Here is a 17,007-nt window from a genome sequence, read left to right on the forward strand (position 1 = left end):
ACCTGCACTGGGTTCTTGATACCGTCTTTGCCGAAGATGCGGGGCGCTCACGAAAGAACAATGCGCCCCAAAACCTTGCCATCATGCGACGGCTCGCACTCAACATTGCCACCATGCATCCAGAAAGGGTTCCCATGCGACGAAAACTCAAAAAGGCCGCATGGAACGAGAAATACCTACTCGAGCTCATTCACCATATGCGATAGGCCTGCCCTTGTGGGGAGGGCTGGGGAGGGGTTCTTGAAACTCAGGAATCTTTCCGCCTTGGACTGTGATGATCAGAAATAATTGCTACCGACCGCATGTGATCACTGCTTCTTGCCCACGGTCGTTGCCTTCGTGTCCCACAACACCCTTACCTCATCCCAATCCGGCACCGTATCGCTCTCAAAGCTCATGGTCTTGCCGGTGGCGATTGCTCCAAAGGCTTTCATCGCTTGCAAATGGGCACCCGCCACAAGATAGCGACGCATGGCGGCCTGATCTTTCCAGACACTTCGTGTGTGGTGAACCCCATTGATGGTGCGGGCATCAACGGCAATGATACCCTCAGCTTTCTTTGCCTGCGCCATGGAGCGGATGGCGTGCCACCAAAAACGCAAGGTGTGGCGTTTGGCTTTGAGCTGTAAGCCGGTGATGGAAATGTAGGGCATCGGGTTTCCTGACAATCAGTTTTAAACTGCGCTTCAACCTCTTATCGATCCAGCGTGATGATCAGATCATAACTATAGCCAGAAAAACTCTTCGAAAATGAAAAAAGCCGAGCTGTTGCCAGCCCGGCTTTTTTCTCACACGCGCTAAAATCTTAGCCCTTGTGGTGCTTTTTGTAATGATGGTGGGTTGGGTGATATTGCACGGCTGGGCCATTATCCAGCGCCTTTGGTGTTGCTGGTGGCACGTAGGCGAGTTTCATCGAGGCGATGGTTGCGCCGAGGTTGATACCCAGTGTGCTTTCCAGCGCAATGGGTTGAAGTGCAACAGAGCCTTCAAAGCCACCGCCGAGCACGTTCACGGCACCGCCAAAGCCAAGGGCTGCGTTTGCGCTGGTGCCGCCGTAACTGCCTTGCAAGGCACCTTCCATCAGGCGGCTTGGGGCGTAGACGGCCCATGCCAGATTGCCAGCCTGCACATAGCCAAGGTCGATACCGAATTTGTTGAGTGTGCCCTCATAATGTTCTGGCGGGGCGTTGCTCGTTGGCTTGAAAATGCAATCCAGATCACGGCTGGAGCCAACAACGGCGCTGATGCCGGGGCTCATTTTGCACTCCAACATGCCAACCTTGACCGGCCCTGCGTTCGCGGCGCTCACGCCAAGCGGAAGGGCGACAGCAGCGGCAACAGCCACAGCAGAGATTTTTGCGAACGATGACATGAAACACTCCTTCATGGATATAATTCTATCAGATGAGTCTATGCCGACGAATCGGGCAAGATCATGCTGCGGGAATAACGTAACTCTTAATATTTTGTTCCTTCCTTGATTTTTATTGGGTCTTTCACAAGAAGGTGATTGGTCTGTTGCAAGCTCGCTCAAGTGTTGACCTGCGCCCGAATGCGCTCTGCAATTGGTAATGCCAGATAACGCGCTTTTTGCTCTTGGCTGAGAGACTTGAAAGCCACACCCATCATGTCTTTGAGCATCAGCCGGTCTTGGGCAAAGGGTGCGTGAAACACGTCCATTTCTGTCTGGACCCAGCCGCCTTGCAGCACGCGGCAATAGGCACCGGGCCTTTCTGCCTGTGTGTAGCGTTTGGCAAAACGGGCATCCTGCATGCGAGCGGAAAAGGTGGCGCAGGGGATGCGCGGTGCACTGATCTCCAGCAGAATATCGCCGATCTGCAATCGGTCCCCCACTGCGAGATCACGATTATCAAGACCATCAATCACCAGATTTTCTCCAAACGTGCCGGGCTCCAGCGCGGTGCCCAGTTGCTCCTGCCACCAGTTAAGTGTGAGGGAGCCTTCGAGGTAAATTGCCTGATCCAGCCCGCCGTGGTGCTTGCGATTGAGAATCGAATCACCCACCAGTCCGTGCGCATCCACCATCACCGGGCCTGTGACCGGTGCTTTGAAAATACCGGTCTTATAGCTCTTACCCTCCAGCTTTTGCGGCTGACCAAGGCAGACTGCGGTGATTTTCATGGGATGATCCGATCTTCTGTGATTCCGTTTGGATGCGATATGGGATAGATAAGCGCCATGGCAAAGCGAGTCACTGGTCCCGAAATTGAAAAACTCATCCAGCTTTTGGCAAAAGTGCCGGGCCTTGGTCCGCGCTCGGCCCGGCGGGCTGCACTGCATCTGATCAAAAAGCGCGAACAATTGATGGGGCCTTTGGCGCAGGCCATGGGCGATGCCCATGCCAAGGTGAAAATCTGCTCGTGCTGCGGCAATGTGGATACCGTTGACCCCTGCACGGTCTGCACCGATGAGCGCCGCGACCAATCGGTGATCATTGTGGTCGAAGACGTGTCTGACCTTTGGGCGCTGGAGCGCTCCGGCGCGATGAATGTGGCCTATCATGTGCTGGGCGGTACGCTCTCGCCGCTGGATGGCGTGGGGCCGGATGACCTCAACATCAAGGGCCTGATTGATCGGGTGGCCAAGGGCGGCGTGCGCGAAATCATCATTGCCGTGAATGCCACGGTGGAAGGGCAAACCACAGCCCATTATATCACCGATCATCTGGCCGATCTGGATGTGAAAATCACCCGTCTGGCCCATGGCGTGCCGGTGGGTGGCGAGCTGGATTATCTGGATGAAGGCACATTGTCGGCAGCGCTGCGCGCCCGCACACTCATTTAACGCGCGCTGATTTGATTGGCGCTAATCTGATTCTCTGAATTTTACGCACCTGTTGGGAGGAAAACATGGCTCGAATTTTAGCTGCGGCCGTTGTCTCACTGTCCATGGTCGCCCTGTCCATGACCGTATCGGCTGTACCCGCCAAAGCCGCTCCCTCCAAAGCGCAGGTGGAAAGCCAGTTTCGCAGCTGGATCAGCCGCGATTTGTGGCCGCAAGCACAAAAGGCCGGTATCTCGAAAGCGGTGTTTGACAAGGCCATGGCGGGCGTCAAGCTCAACTGGTCCTTGCCCGATCTGATGCCGCCGGGCTTTCCCAAGCCAAAGCAGCGGGCGCAAAGTCAGGCCGAGTTTTCGTCGCCGGGGCCGTATTTTAACGAATCGCGGATGCAGGCCCTGGCCGCCAGCGGGCGGGCTCTAGCGGAACAATATTCCGGTGCCTTGAAAAAAATCGAAGCGCAATATGGTGTGCCGGGGCCTATTCTTCTGGCGCTTTGGGGACGCGAGACCGGCTATGGTCGCGCCAAACTGCCCTATGAGGCGGTGGATGTGCTGGCCACCAGCGCCTTTATGTCGACCCGCAAGGAGCTGTTCACCCGCGAATTGATTGATGCCCTGCACATCATCGAGAGCCGCGACGTCAATGAAAGCGCCATGATGGGCTCAAGTGCTGGCGCACTCGGTCAGCCACAATTCATGCCATCCAGCTTTTTGAAATATGCCGTCGATGCTGATGGCGATGGCCATCGTAACATCTGGACCTCGGTGCCCGATAGTCTTGCTTCCATGGCCAATTTCATGGCGCAAAAGGGCTGGCAGCGCGGGCGTGACTGGGGTTTTGAGGTGAAAATTCCAGAGGGCGTCAGCTGTGCGCAGGAAGGCCCCGATCTGGCAAAGCCCCTATCGGCCTGGGCAGCCACCGGCATTCAGCGCGTGTCGGGCAAAGCCTTTCCCGACCATGAAATGAAGGCATCGGGCATGATGCTGGTGCCGGCTGGCACCCATGGGCCGGAATTTCTGGTGACGCCAAACTTCTACGTGATCAAGGAATATAACAATTCCGATCTCTACGCCCTGTTTATCGGCAATCTGGCGGATCGGATTGCCTATGGTTCGGGTGCGTTCACTGCCCCATGGGGCAATGTTGGCCACATGCTGCGCTCAGATGTGCTGGCGATGCAAAAGACGCTGGTGGCCAAGGGCTATGATGTCGGCAAGGCCGATGGTCTGGCAGGCTATAAAACCCGCAGATCGCTGGGACAATGGCAGCAAAAGGCTGGCCTGACGCCAACCTGTTTCCCGGATGAAAGCCTGAAGGCAAAGCTGCGTTAATGATGGTCGATATGCGGTTTGTGAAACACGTCATCGGCGGGTGGAATGGCCTGACGCTCGATCATCCGGTGCACAAAGGGTGGTTTTGAACCTTTGTGCAGCTCTCGCAGCCGGTCGGTAATCAAGGCGTCAGCGTTGGTGCGGCGGTGGTTGTGGCGCACGTAATCCACCCACGTCGGTGTGTGATAGGTCTCGGTCCAGATGTCGGGGTTTTCCAGATCGCGCATCAAGGCCCAGTTTTGTGCCCCATCGCGAATGCGAATGCGTCGCCGCTCGACCATGACTTTCAGAAACTCGGTGACGTCCTTGTCGTCGATTTCAAAATCGATCTGAATGACAATCGGGCCACTGCGCGGGCGAATATCCAGCCTCAGCGGTGGCTCATTAAAGCGGTTGAGCGGGTTGAGATCCAGCGTGGCAAAGGCGGGCATGGGCAAAAGAAAGCCAATGCCAACCCCCGCCAGCATCACCACGGCCGAGATCAGCAGTGCATGGCCAGAGCCGAGATTTTCGGCAAACATGCCCCAGACCCATGAACCGCCCGCCATGCCGCCAAAGGTGGCGGTTTGATAGAGCGACAGCGCCCGTCCCACCACCCAGCGCGGGGTGGAGAGCTGCACGACGGTGTTGAACAAGGACAGCGACAGCACCCAGCAGGCCCCGGCAACAATCAGCGCCGGTGCCGTGAGCCAAAACGTGTGGCTGACGCCGGTAATGGCTGCGGCCACCGCAAAGCCTGCAAACGAACAGCGCACGATCTGTTCACTGCTCAGCGCCTCGCGGATGCGGGCATTGGACATAGCCCCGGCAATGGCTCCAAGGCCAAAGGCACCGAGCAGGCCGCCATAGGTCAAGGGTCCGCCGCCAATGCTGTCTTTGGTCACAAGCGGCAAGAGCGACAGAATGGCTGTTGCCGAAAAGCCAAACAGAAAGCCGCGAAACAGCACTTTCATCAGATTGGGCGACATCGACACATAGCGAAGGCCTGCGGCTATGGCATGGCCAAGGCTTTCGCGCGGCAATGTGGTTTTCGGATAAACCGGCTTCCAGCGCGCCAGCGCGTAAATCATCGAGAGATAGCTGACGGCATTGACGGCAAAGGCCGTTGCCGCCCCGGCCAGCGCCACAATCAAACCGCCAATCGCGGGGCCAACGCTGCGGGTCATGTTAAACCCCATGCTGTTGAGCGATACCGCCGATGGCAGATCCTCACGCCCGACAATATCCCCCACCGAGGCCTGCCAGGACGGGCTGTTGAGCGCCGTGCCGCAGCCGATCAAAAAGGTAAAGGCCAGTAGCGACCATGGCGTCAAAAGGCCAAACCATGTGAAAATCGACAAAAGCGCCGACACCGTGAGCAGAAAAATCTGCGCGGTCAGCATCACTTTGCGCCGGTCAAAGCCATCGGCAATGGCTCCTGCTATCAGCGAAAACAGCATGATTGGTGCTGTATTGGAGGCCTGCACCAAGGCCACCATGCTCTCGGATTTCGAGATGGATGTCATCATCCATGCCGCGCCAACATCCTGAATGAGGCCGCCAAAATTGGAGGTGATGCTGGCCAGCCAGATGGTCAGAAACACTTTGTTCTTGAACGGTGCGAGGGGAGATCGTCTGTCCGGCACGGGCTTTTCCGCTTTATAACGGGATTTCGGGAATGGAAAACGTTAAAGAGAGAATTTAACGATCGTCGTGTGAGCTGGTGTGAGTCGCTTGGTGCGATTGATGGTCTATATTGGCCATATTGATTTTTTCTTCAACTGATTCCGGCGCTTGTAGCGTATTACGTGCAGGTCAAACTGGCCCATATTGCGGCAGACTTGACTGTTTTAGCTCTTCTCTTGCCAGCGCGCCGCATGACGGCCGATGGGGCCCGCTGCAATATCCCAAAACATCGGTGTGCCATCGATGCGCAAAGCCGGTTTGAGCCGCTTGGCTTCGCCCCAGGCAGTTTGCTCAGTCTTTGCCTCGAAATCCTCTTCGGTTTTGGGGGCTAACGGGCTTTGCCCCTCCACAGCTTTTGGATGGTTCAGCAAAACACCTGCCATGCGCGCCAGCGATGTGCGAAAGCGTGCGCCGTGGCCGGTTCTTTGCCGTTCGGACAGGCCCCGTAAAGCGGCTGCCGCCAGCAGATAACCCACCGCGTAGTCGAGCGCCTGTACGGGCAAAGGTTTGGGTTGATCTGTGCCAAACGCCACAATGCCCTGGGCCGCAATGCCGCTGCTCATTTGCACAAGGCTGTCAAATCCGCGCCGATCAGCCCAGGGGCCGGTCCAGCCATAGGCATTGAGGCTGACATCAATCAGGCCGGGGCGAATGCGTTGACGCGCCTGTGCACCAAAGCCGAGGCGCTCCAGCGCATCAGACCGGTAGCCGGATACACATATATCGGCCCCCTCCAGCAAGGTGCAAAATTGCGCGCGCCCGCCATCGGTGGTGAGGTCCATGCGGGCGCAGTGTTTGCCCACCGTCATCTCGGCTTCCAGACTTGGCTCTTCCCAGAAGAGCGGATCCAGCCGCAGCACATCTGCCCCATAGCCTGCCAGAAAGCGGGTGGCGGTTGGACCGGCCAGAACCCGTGTCAGGTCCAGCACGCGAATGCCTTGCAGCGGACGGGCGGCGTTGATGGTGTGGGATCGGACATTGCCGCGCGCCGTCGGCTCAAACCACACGAGGGGTTCGCTCATAACCGCTTGCCCTTGCGGATGGAGGAGCCATTCGGCTTGGGTGCGCATGTGGGCGGCGCAGCCGCCAGCGTCGACCACAGCCGTTTCCAATGCGTCCGCCCGCCAGGTTTTCACCGCATCGGCTACTTTTTGCCGATCGGAAGATGTGCCCAGAACGGCAAGTGCCGCATCACGATGGTGCCGGGCGTTGGTATGAAGCCTGATCCAGCCGTCGGCTGTTGGGTAATCTCCTGCAATGGCATCCCAGGCTGGTGGCAATTGCCATCCGATGGGGGACACGCTGCCCGCAAACCATAGGCTTGCAAGACGACGATTCACCTCGATCTGGGCGGTGGAGACGTCATTGATGGCAAGCCATTCGCGAAGCGCCAATCCGGCAGTCCCAATCGAGGCTGAGGCCAGATCGCTGACCGAAAAGCAGGACGGCCACGCACCGTCACCGGTTTCTGTAAAACAGTCGAGATCATCGGCATTGCCCCTTAGCGCCGCCCAAAGGGTTGAAAGCATCATCTGTGTTTCTGGCTGTGTTTCAGGCTTTGTCATGGAAGGCCTCCTTCAGCTTTCGATCATGCCTTCACTTCAAGCCGGATTGGATTTATCGTCAATATTGATAATATCAATCAATATGAGGTTTTCATGCCCGGTTATCTGGCAGCCAAGGATGCGGCCCAGCGTCTCGGTATCTCAAAAGCAACCCTCTATGCCTATGTCAGCCGTGGTCTGTTGACGGCTTACCCCTCGGACGATGGCCGCAGCAGCCGCTATCTGAAAGATGCCGTGGAGGTGCTGGCTAAGGAGCGCAGGCGGGGTCGAAAGCCAAAGGAGGTTGCCCGCTCGACCATTGATTGGGGTGCGCCGGTGCTGGAATCGCAATTGACCCTGATTGAAGGCGGGCGACTGTTTTATCGGGGCCGGGATGCGGTGAAGCTGGCCGAGCACGCAACATTGGAAGATGTGGCGGCTTTGCTTTGGCATGTCGATAAAGATCAGGCTTTTCCGCAAGAGCAGCCTGCCTGCGGCCCGGGCTATGGGGCCGTGTTGCAAGCGGTTGCCGGCATGCCCACGCAGGAAACGCTGATGGCGCTGTTTGCAGCCATCAGCCAAAATGAGCCAACGGCCTTGTGGCAACAGGACACGCCGCGCTTTTGGCCCGCCTGCGGTGCCTTGATCCGCCAGCTCACGGCGGCCTCCCTGCAAGCTGAGGTCAGTGCTGAGGCCATTCATCTCCGTCTGGGGCAGGCCTGGGGTCTGGATGCCGCTGGCTGTGATCTGTTGCGCCGGGCATTGGTGCTCTGCGCCGATCATGAATTGAACGCCTCCGGCTTCACCGCGCGCTGCATCGCCTCCACCGATGCCTCGCTTCGGGCTGCCGTCATCGGTGGTTTGGCAGCCCTGAGTGGGCCGCGCCATGGGGCCACCACGGTTCGGGTTGAGCGCCTGTGGGACCGCTTGCACTTTGACGCCTTAACGGCAGATCTGCGTGATCAGCTGGAGGCAGGTTATAGCCTGCCGGGCTTTGGTCATATCCTCTATCCGCAAGGTGATGTCCGCGCCGATGCGCTTCTCAAGCTGATTGTACCAAAAAGTCATGAAACGCGGGCAATTGTGGAGGCGGTGGAAGCGCTGACCGGTGAAAAACCCTCGATTGATTTTGCGCTGGTGGCGCTGCGCCGGTTTCTCAATCTGCCGCCCGGTGCGGCGTTTTTGCTGTTTGCCATTGGCCGCAGCGCGGGCTGGATTGCCCATGCATTGGAGCAACGCGCCAATGGTCAGCTCATTCGCCCACGCGCCGTTTATGTTGGCCCCCGGGCAGAGCGGTGAGCGGCACAAAGCCTTTTCGCGTCCCGCTGGTGTCGCAGGGGTGGCGTCGTCGGGGTGGTATCATAGGAATGACTTGCATTTATGCGATTGAGGGCGTATAGAGCCTGTAAATTCTTGATCGTCAGATGAAGGGTGGGCCCGCAAGGACCCGCTCTTTTTTATTGGCGATGACATTCTAAGCGCCAATTTCCCCGGTGCCAATTTTCTAGGAGGACAGGTTTGTCCGAACAAGTGCCCGCATCCGATTTGCTGGAACCACGCCTGATTACCGAAACCGGTCTGGACCGGCGCATTGCCGAGATTGTCGAGCCGGTGGCTCTCGATCTGGGCTTCAAGCTTGTGCGCGTCCGCATGATGAATCAGAACGGCCTGACCTTGCAGATCATGGCCGAGCGCGCCGATGGCACCATGACCGTCACCGATTGTGAAGCGCTGTCGCAGGCGATTTCGCCGGTTTTAGATGTGGAAGATCCGGTCGATAAAGAGTATCATCTGGAAGTGTCGTCACCGGGCATTGATCGCCCCATGGTGCGTGTTTCCGATTTTACGCGCTGGCAGGGCAATCTGCTGAAATGCGAAACCTCGATTTTGGTCGATAATCGCAAGCGTTTCCGGGGCAAGATTACCAACGTTACCCCGGATGGCTTTGTTCTTGAGCGTGATCAGGCAGCCTATGGCGAAGAGCCACGGGTGACCATTCCGTTCACGGCGCTGGCCGAAGCAAAACTCATTCTGACGGATGACCTCATCCGCGATGCCCTTCGTGCTGATAAACTGGCAAAGGCTGAAGCCGCCAACCAGAATGAAGAAGCAGACGAAGAGTAATAACCGATAACACGCCTCGCGGGTCAATTCCGGGGCAGGAAGACGGAGACTTTAGACAATGGCAGTCAGTGCTAATCGGCTTGAGCTGTTGCAGATCGCAGATGCGGTTGCGCGCGAGAAGGTCATCGATCGTGAAATCGTGCTTGCTGCGATGGCTGACGCCATCCAGAAGGCAGCGCGCTCGCGTTACGGCTCCGAGACCAATATCCGTGCCGACATCAACTCCAAGACCGGCGAAATTCGTCTTCAGCGTCTTCTGGAAGTGGTTGAAACGGTCGAAGATTACGGCACCCAGATCGCGCTGCCTTTGGCGCGCGACCGCAATGTTGATGCCAAGCTCGGCGATTTCATTGCCGATCCGCTGCCGCCCATGGATTTTGGCCGTATCGCTGCCCAATCCGCCAAGCAGGTGATTGTGCAGAAGGTGCGTGAAGCCGAGCGTGATCGTCAGTATGACGAATTCAAGGATCGCGTTGGTGAAATCATCAACGGCACGGTCAAGCGTGTTGAATATGGCAATGTGATTGTCGATCTTGGTCGTGGTGAAGGCATCATCCGTCGTGACGAGATGATTCCACGCGAAGCCATGCGTTACGGTGATCGTGTTCGCGCTTTTGTCTATGACGTGCGCCGCGAACAGCGTGGTCCGCAGATTTTCCTCTCACGCACCCATCCGCAGTTCATGGTCAAGCTTTTCACCATGGAAGTGCCGGAAATCTATGATGGCATCATCCAGATCAAGTCGGTTGCCCGTGATCCGGGTTCGCGCGCCAAGATCGCGGTGATTTCCAACGACAGCTCGATCGATCCGGTCGGCGCTTGCGTCGGTATGCGCGGTTCGCGCGTTCAGGCCGTGGTTGGTGAATTGCAGGGCGAAAAGATCGACATCATTCCATGGTCGGCTGATCCTGCCTCGTTCATCGTCAATGCGTTGCAGCCTGCCGAAGTTGCCAAGGTTGTTCTGGATGAAGATGCAGAGCGTATCGAAGTGGTTGTGCCGGATGAGCAGCTGTCGCTGGCCATTGGTCGCCGTGGTCAGAACGTGCGTCTTGCCTCGCAGCTGACCGGCTGGGACATTGACATCATGACGGAAGCGGAAGAATCCGAGCGCCGTCAGAAGGAATTCAACGAGCGCACCAACCTGTTTATGGAAGCTCTCGACGTGGACGAAATGGTCGGTCAGGTTCTGGCCTCCGAAGGCTTTGCGCAAGTTGAAGAGCTGGCCTACGCCAATATCGATGAAATTTCCTCGATTGACGGCTTTGACGGCGATACCGCTGAAGAAATTCAGACCCGTGCCCGCGAGTATATCGAAAAGATCGAAGCCGAGTTCGATGCCAAGCGCAAGGAATTGGGTGTTGCCGACGAGCTGCGTCAGATTTCGGGCATGACCAGCCAGATGATGGTGGCTCTGGGCGAAGACGGCATCAAGACCATTGAAGATTTCGCGGGCTGCGCCTCGGATGATCTGGTGGGCTGGACCGAGCGCAAGGACGGCGAGACCAAGAAGTTTGAAGGCCTGTTCTCCAAGCTGGACGTATCGCGTCAAGAGGCTGAGCGCATGGTCATTCAGGCGCGTTTGCTGGCTGGCTGGATCACCGAAGATGAAGCCCAGGCCCAGGCCGAGGCTGTTGAAGCTGACGGTGAAGAAGAAGGTGCAGACGAGGCTGAGCGGAGCGCGTGATGGCCTCCGATCAACCATTGGAGAAGGAGCGTCCGCCCAAGCCACAAAAGGGTGTGTCAGGCAAGGATGGTCAAAATGACCGCACTTGTATTGTGACCCGCAAGGCTGGGACGCCAGACAGTTTGATCCGGTTCGTCGCCACCCCAGACGGGGTGGTTGTGCCGGATCTGAAACGGGAACTGCCCGGCCGTGGGTGCTGGGTGTCGGTTTCCCGCGAGGCCGTTGACAAGGCGGTGGCGAAAAAGCAATTCGCCCGCGCTTTGAAGGCGGATGTCACCGTTGCGCCCGATCTGGGCGCGCAGGTTGACAGGCTGCTTGTGCAACAGGTGGCGGGAATGATGAATCTGGCGCGCAAGGCGGGCCAGTTTGTAACAGGATCAGCGAAAGTTGATCTCGCCATTCGCAGTGGCTCGGCTTTGTGTGTGTTTCACGCCACCGATGCCGCAGCTGATGGTGTTCGGAAATTGGACCAGGCCCGCAAGGCCTGGCACCTTGGAATGGAAACGGACGAGGAGATTCCTGCGTTCCGGCTCTTTTCCGAGGCGGAAATGCAAGAACTGATAGGCCAGAATGCGTTTATCCATGCTTGCGCGCTTGCAGGGCAGGCCGGTGAGGGTGTAGTGAAACGCGCAACTCTGCTTGAGACCTATCGTGGCAACTGGCCACGGGGATTGAGCGAAACTGGCCGGAAGCCACAATGACCCGGTCACCGGCGCAAGCCGGCCTCCGTGGTTTAGGACAGTATGTGAACGGCGTGGTCTGATGGATGTCATCCGGCCTCGCTCGAAGGAACGGGAACGGAATGACCGACAACAAAGACGACAAGACACTCAGCGTAGCGGGCAAGAAGACACTCACGCTCAAGCCGACGGGAGTGAACCAGGGTACCGTGCGCCAGGATATGGGTCGCGGTCGCACCAAGGCCGTTGTGGTCGAGACGCGCAAGCGCCGCCCAACCCGTCCTGAAGACGACCGTGCACAACAGGCCCAAACCCCGACGCCAGCAGCGCCTGTGCAGGCCGCAACACCCGTTGCGCCAGCTCCCACGCCTGCACCTGCTGCACCAACGCCAGCCCCCGCACCTGTGCAGGCGGCGGCACCCGTGCAGGCCGCAACCCCGGCACCAGAGGCTGTTGCAACGCCTCCAGCCCCTGTTGCTGCGGCCCCTTCGGCTCCTCGCGCGCCAGCCCCAGCCCCTTCGGCTCCGCGCGCGCAGCCTTCCAATCAATACGGGCAGAACCGCGCACCCGGCCAGCAGAACCGGCCACAGGGTCAGAATCAGGGCCGTCCGCAGGGACAGGGTCAAGGTCGTCCCCAGGGTCAGCAGGGCCGTCCGCAAGGCAATGGTGCAAACCAGCAGAACCGTCAGCCCGACCGCTCGTCGCGTGGCCCTGATCGCCCGCGCGGTGCCGTTTTGCATGATCTGTCTGCCAGCGAGATGGACGCGCGTCGCCGCGCCCTGATCGAGGCACAGGCCCGCGAAGTGGAAGACGCCAAGCGCCGCGCTGAAGAAGAAAAGCGCCGCGAAGCCGAAGCAGCTGCCCGCAAGATCGAGATGGAAGCCGAAGCCAAGCGCAAGGCCGAGGAAGAACAGGCCCGTGCGCTTGAGGCTGCCAAAGCCCCGGCTCCAGAGCCTGCTGCCGAGCCTGCGGCCCCGGCTGCACGCGCGTCCGAACCGTCTAATCGCGCACCGTCGGTCACACGCACAGCACCACAGACACCGGCTCCCGGTTTTGTCCGTGGTCGCAAGCCTGCGGTTGATGATGACGAGCGTCCGGCACCTCGCGGTGGTGCACCGGCGCGCGGCAAGGTTGCTCGTCCTGAGCCCGCCAAGGTGCCAGCCCGTCCAAAGACCGAGGATGAGCGTCGTCGTGGCAAGCTGACCGTGACAACGGCGGCTGTGGATGATGATGGTTCGAGCCGCGGCCGCTCGCTTTCGGCCATGCGTCGCCGTCAGGAGAAATTCCGCCGCAGCCAGATGCAGGAAACCCGCGAAAAGATCAGCCGCGAAGTCATCCTGCCGGAAACCATCACCATTCAGGAACTGTCGCAGCGTATGTCTGAACGCGCTGTTGACGTAATCAAGTACCTGATGAAGGAAGGCCAGATGATGAAGGCTGGCGACGTCATTGACGCCGATCTGGCTGAACTGATCGCTGGCGAATTCGGCCATACCGTCAAGCGCGTCTCCGAGTCTGACGTTGAAGAAGGTATCTTCAACGTGGCTGACGACGCTGGTGAAATGGTAGCGCGTCCGCCGGTTGTCACCATCATGGGTCACGTTGACCATGGTAAGACCTCGCTGCTCGACGCCATCCGCCAGACCAGCGTTGTGACGGGCGAAGCCGGTGGCATCACCCAGCATATTGGTGCCTATCAGGTTGAGCATAACGGCCAGAAGATCACCTTCATCGACACCCCCGGCCACGCCGCCTTTACGGCCATGCGTGCTCGTGGTGCGCAGGTCACCGACATCGCCATTCTGGTGGTTGCGGCCGATGACGCCGTAATGCCGCAGACGATTGAATCGATCAGCCACGCCAAGGCTGCCAATGTGCCGATCATTGTTGCCATCAACAAGATCGACAAGCACGAAGCCAATCCGGACAAGGTGCGTCAGCAGCTTCTCCAGCATGAAGTCTTCGTGGAATCCATGGGCGGTGAAGTGCTCGACGTTGAGGTTTCGGCGAAAGCCAAGCTTCACCTCGACAAGCTTCTGGAAGCTGTGCTGTTGCAGGCCGAAATTCTCGACCTCAAGGCCGATCCAACCCGCACGGCAGAAGGCACCGTTGTGGAAGCGCAGCTTGACCGCGGCCGTGGTGCCGTTGCTACCGTTCTCGTTCAGAAGGGCACGTTGAAGCCTGGCCAGATTATCGTTGCTGGTGATCAGTGGGGCCGTGTGCGCGCTCTGGTCAACGACAAGGGCAATCACGTCAAGGAAGCTGGCCCTGCCATGCCGGTCGAAATTCTCGGCCTGTCGGGCACACCTGCAGCCGGTGATCGGTTCGCAGTGGTTGAAAACGAAGCCCGTGCGCGTGAAATCTCCGAGTACCGTCAGCGTCTGGCTCGTGATAAGGCAGCCGCCCGTCAGTCTGGCCAGCGCGGTTCGCTGGAGCAGATGATGAGCCAGCTACAGAACACTGGTTTCAAGGAATTCCCGCTGGTCATCAAGGCCGACGTGCAGGGTTCTGTCGAAGCCATTATCGGCGCTCTCGACAAGCTGGGCACCGACGAAGTGCGCGCTCGTATCGTTCACTCCGGCGCAGGTGGTATCACCGAGTCGGATCTGGCACTGGCAGAAGCATCGAATGCCGCCATCATTGGCTTTAACGTTCGTGCCAATGCTCAGGCCAAGCTGGCCGCTGAACGTGCTGGCACGGAAATCCGCTATTACAACATCATCTACGATCTGGTGGATGACGTAAAAGCGGCCATGTCCGGTCTTCTGTCGCCAGAGCGTCGCGAAACCTTCCTCGGCAATGCCGAGATCCTCGAAGTGTTCAACATCACCAAGACCGGTAAGGTTGCGGGTTGCCGTGTTATCGAGGGCAAGGTCGAGCGTGGCGCAGGTGTGCGTCTGGTGCGCGACAACGTGGTTATCCACGAAGGCAAGCTCAAGACACTCAAGCGCTTCAAGGACGAAGTGGCCGACGTGCCGATGGGTCAGGAATGCGGTATGGCCTTCGAGAACTACGAAGACATTCGCGCAGGCGACACCATCGAGTGCTTCCGCGTGGAACACATTACCCGTACGCTCTAATCGGCGTAATCGATACGGAGGCCGCTCTTGGGCGGCCTCCTTTTCAGGTGCAGTTGAACTGGTGAATATCCACTCTTCCGAGAGAAGATCAGGAGCATCAGTGACAGGGTTCGATCCCCCACGCCCGATGCGGGCAAATGAGAAAAGAACATGAGCAAAGCAACAAGTTCCGCGCCTTCGCAGCGTATGCTGCGCGTTGGCGAACAGGTCCGCGCCGCCATTACCCAGGTTTTGCAACGGGGTGAAGTGCGCGATGACCTAATTGAAAAAACCGTGATTTCCATTTCTGAAGTGCGTATGTCGCCGGATTTGAAAATCGCCACCGCCTATGTCTCGCCGCTGGGGGTGAGCGATCATGATGTGGTGATTGCCGCCCTGAACCGTCATGCGAAATACATTCGCGGTCGTCTTGGCGGGCAGCTTCGGCAGATGAAATACATGCCGGAAGTGCGCTTTCGCGATGACACCAGCTTCGACAATTACAAGAAAATCGATGAACTTCTGCGCTCGCCCGAAGTGGCGCGTGACCTTGGTTCCGATGACGACACGCAAGAAGACAATTGAGATTCTATGTCCAAACCCAGAAAACCCAAAGGCCGCCCGGTTTCCGGCTGGCTGATTCTTGATAAGCCGGTGGATTTTGGCTCGACTGAAGCAGTTGGCAAGATCAAGTGGCTGTTCAACGCCCAAAAAGCCGGTCACGCTGGCACGCTCGATCCCTTGGCGTCTGGCATGTTGCCGATTGCGCTGGGCGACGCCACCAAGACCGTGCCTTACGTGATGGATGGTCGCAAAATCTATGAATTCACCGTCACCTGGGGTGAAGAGCGCTCAACGGATGATCTGGAAGGCGAAGCCACACAGACGTCTGAATTGCGCCCAAACGAAGCGGACATCAAGGCACTTCTGCCGAATTATACGGGCGTGATCAATCAGATCCCGCCGCAGTTTTCGGCCATCAAAATTGCAGGCGAACGTGCCTATGATCTGGCCCGTGAAGGCGAGGTTGTCGAAATCCCTTCGCGAGAAGTGGAAATTCACCGGCTCACGCTCTTGAAGGCCGATCAGGATCGCGCCTGGTTTGAGGTTGAGTGCGGCAAGGGCACTTATGTGCGCTCTCTGGCCCGCGATTTTGGCCGCGATCTTGGCTGCTATGGCCATATTTCCGAGCTGCGTCGCTCGTTTGTGGCACCCTTTGCCGAAGACATGATGGTGCCTTTGGAAGAGCTGATCGAGCTTGAGAAGATCGAAGACCGCGAAGAGCGTCTGGCTGCGCTGGATGCCTTTTTGGTCGATACCGGCGAGGCCCTGATGGCGCTGCCGCAGATTCGCATCAGCGACGATCAGGCCCATCGTTTGCGGATGGGCAATCCGATCATCCTGCGCGGTCGCGACGCACCCGTGGCAGAGCCGGAAGTGGTGGCCTTTGCGGGTGGCAAACTGGTGGCGATTGGCGAAATCGGCGAAGGCGAATTCCGCCCCAAGCGCGTTTTCAACTGAAGCACCTGTCTGAGAAAGACGCTACCATTTAAACCACTGTCGCAATGGGCGCATAGATAAGCGCCCATTGCTGTCGCGGGGTCAAATGATGGGCGTTCGAAATTATCTGATTGAAGGTGTTTCTTGTTCAGGCAAGACCACAGTCTGCGATGAACTGCTGCGGCGTGGTCATCATGCCATTCATGGCGACCGGGTCTTGGCCTATCAGGGTGATCCAGAGACGGGTGAGCCGCTTGATGGCTCCTGTCATGAACATCACATCTGGGATGTCGGCAAAGTCAACGCCTTGATGGATGACCAAACTGTTGCGATGACCTTTTTTTGCGGTGGCTCGCGCAATTTTGACCACTTCATTGCCCGGTTCGATGCCATTTTTGTTCTCGATGTTGATCTCAACACCCTGAGCAGGCGATTGTCTGAGCGGCCAAAGGATGAATTTGGCGCAAAACCAAGTGAGCGGGCGCTGATTTTGCGTTTGCACGCGACCAAGGAAGATACCCCGGCAGGAATAAGAATTGATGCGACTGCCTCTGTTGGGCATGTCGTTGACCAAATCCTCTCAAGGTGTTCCGGTTAAACTGGGTTCTTCTTATGGCA

Annotated in this window: 16 protein-coding genes; 11 read left to right on the forward strand and 5 right to left on the reverse strand. The window is 58.0% G+C overall.

The annotated features are described in order from the left end of the window. A partial coding sequence (locus E6C51_RS20085) for a transposase (RefSeq protein WP_407920778.1) occupies positions 1 to 206 on the forward strand: 206 nt, incomplete at its 5' end. 102 nt (positions 207 to 308) lie between these two features. Here E6C51_RS20085 and E6C51_RS13415 read toward each other — a convergent pair. The 3 genes from E6C51_RS13415 to E6C51_RS13425 form a co-directional block, all read right to left on the reverse strand. Further along, positions 309 to 653 carry a hypothetical protein gene (locus tag E6C51_RS13415; protein WP_190236349.1) on the reverse strand — a complete coding sequence of 115 codons (345 nt, stop codon included), beginning with the start codon at positions 651 to 653 and terminating at the stop codon, positions 309 to 311. A gap of 152 nt (positions 654 to 805) precedes the next feature. Continuing rightward, positions 806 to 1,372, reverse strand: coding sequence for a DUF992 domain-containing protein (locus E6C51_RS13420; protein ID WP_146932636.1), 567 nt, complete (start codon positions 1,370 to 1,372; stop codon positions 806 to 808). A 158-nt stretch (positions 1,373 to 1,530) separates the two neighbouring features. Then, positions 1,531 to 2,142, reverse strand: coding sequence for an MOSC domain-containing protein (locus E6C51_RS13425; RefSeq protein WP_190236350.1), 612 nt, complete (start codon positions 2,140 to 2,142; stop codon positions 1,531 to 1,533). Between the two features lie 57 nt (positions 2,143 to 2,199). Between E6C51_RS13425 and recR the strand changes: the two genes are divergently transcribed. Together recR and E6C51_RS13435 are read left to right on the forward strand one after the other, a co-directional pair. After that, positions 2,200 to 2,805: a recombination mediator RecR gene (gene recR / locus E6C51_RS13430; RefSeq protein ID WP_146932634.1), complete on the forward strand. Its 606-nt coding sequence runs from the start codon at positions 2,200 to 2,202 to the stop codon at positions 2,803 to 2,805. Between the two features lie 104 nt (positions 2,806 to 2,909). Beyond that, a complete protein-coding gene (locus tag E6C51_RS13435) occupies positions 2,910 to 4,133 on the forward strand; it encodes a lytic murein transglycosylase (protein ID WP_190236448.1) in 1,224 nt (407 codons plus the stop codon). On the opposite strand, the gene E6C51_RS13440 is transcribed toward E6C51_RS13435, so the two are convergent. Together E6C51_RS13440 and E6C51_RS13445 are read right to left on the reverse strand one after the other, a co-directional pair. Further along, positions 4,130 to 5,758, reverse strand: a complete 1,629-nt coding sequence (locus tag E6C51_RS13440; RefSeq protein ID WP_190236351.1) for an MFS transporter — start codon at positions 5,756 to 5,758, stop codon at positions 4,130 to 4,132. The two genes, E6C51_RS13435 and E6C51_RS13440, sit on opposite strands and share 4 nt — an antisense overlap. A 204-nt stretch (positions 5,759 to 5,962) precedes the next feature. Next, the gene (locus E6C51_RS13445; RefSeq protein WP_190236352.1) at positions 5,963 to 7,363 is read right to left on the reverse strand and encodes a CoA transferase; all 1,401 of its coding nucleotides are present in this window, start codon (positions 7,361 to 7,363) and stop codon (positions 5,963 to 5,965) included. A gap of 93 nt (positions 7,364 to 7,456) precedes the next feature. On the opposite strand from E6C51_RS13445, the gene E6C51_RS13450 reads away from it, so the two are divergent. From E6C51_RS13450 to E6C51_RS13485, 8 genes are all read left to right on the forward strand, one after another. Then, positions 7,457 to 8,641 (forward strand): citrate synthase family protein, encoded by a 1,185-nt coding sequence (locus E6C51_RS13450; RefSeq protein ID WP_190236353.1) that lies wholly within the window; start codon positions 7,457 to 7,459, stop codon positions 8,639 to 8,641. A gap of 219 nt (positions 8,642 to 8,860) precedes the next feature. Beyond that, positions 8,861 to 9,466 (forward strand): ribosome maturation factor RimP, encoded by a 606-nt coding sequence (gene rimP, locus E6C51_RS13455; RefSeq protein WP_190236354.1) that lies wholly within the window; start codon positions 8,861 to 8,863, stop codon positions 9,464 to 9,466. Positions 9,467 to 9,524: 58 nt separating this feature from the next. Then, positions 9,525 to 11,150 carry a transcription termination factor NusA gene (gene nusA / locus E6C51_RS13460; protein ID WP_146932624.1) on the forward strand — a complete coding sequence of 542 codons (1,626 nt, stop codon included), beginning with the start codon at positions 9,525 to 9,527 and terminating at the stop codon, positions 11,148 to 11,150. Beyond that, entirely contained in the window at positions 11,150 to 11,851 is a 702-nt protein-coding gene (locus E6C51_RS13465) for an RNA-binding protein (RefSeq protein ID WP_146932622.1), read from the forward strand. The genes nusA and E6C51_RS13465 overlap by 1 nt, the downstream gene beginning before the upstream one ends. A 101-nt stretch (positions 11,852 to 11,952) precedes the next feature. After that, a complete protein-coding gene (infB, locus tag E6C51_RS13470; protein ID WP_190236355.1) occupies positions 11,953 to 14,910 on the forward strand; it encodes a translation initiation factor IF-2 in 2,958 nt (985 codons plus the stop codon). 150 nt (positions 14,911 to 15,060) lie between these two features. Further along, a complete protein-coding gene (gene rbfA / locus E6C51_RS13475; protein ID WP_146932618.1) occupies positions 15,061 to 15,474 on the forward strand; it encodes a 30S ribosome-binding factor RbfA in 414 nt (137 codons plus the stop codon). A gap of 6 nt (positions 15,475 to 15,480) precedes the next feature. Beyond that, positions 15,481 to 16,410 (forward strand): tRNA pseudouridine(55) synthase TruB, encoded by a 930-nt coding sequence (truB, locus tag E6C51_RS13480; RefSeq protein ID WP_190236356.1) that lies wholly within the window; start codon positions 15,481 to 15,483, stop codon positions 16,408 to 16,410. A gap of 88 nt (positions 16,411 to 16,498) precedes the next feature. Then, complete coding sequence (locus E6C51_RS13485) at positions 16,499 to 16,987, forward strand: AAA family ATPase (RefSeq protein ID WP_190236449.1); 489 nt, start codon at positions 16,499 to 16,501, stop codon at positions 16,985 to 16,987. Positions 16,988 to 17,007 lie beyond the last annotated feature (20 nt).

This window comes from Gillisella terrae (genome assembly GCF_004801395.1).
Lineage (GTDB): Bacteria > Pseudomonadota > Alphaproteobacteria > Rhizobiales > Rhizobiaceae > Allorhizobium > Allorhizobium terrae.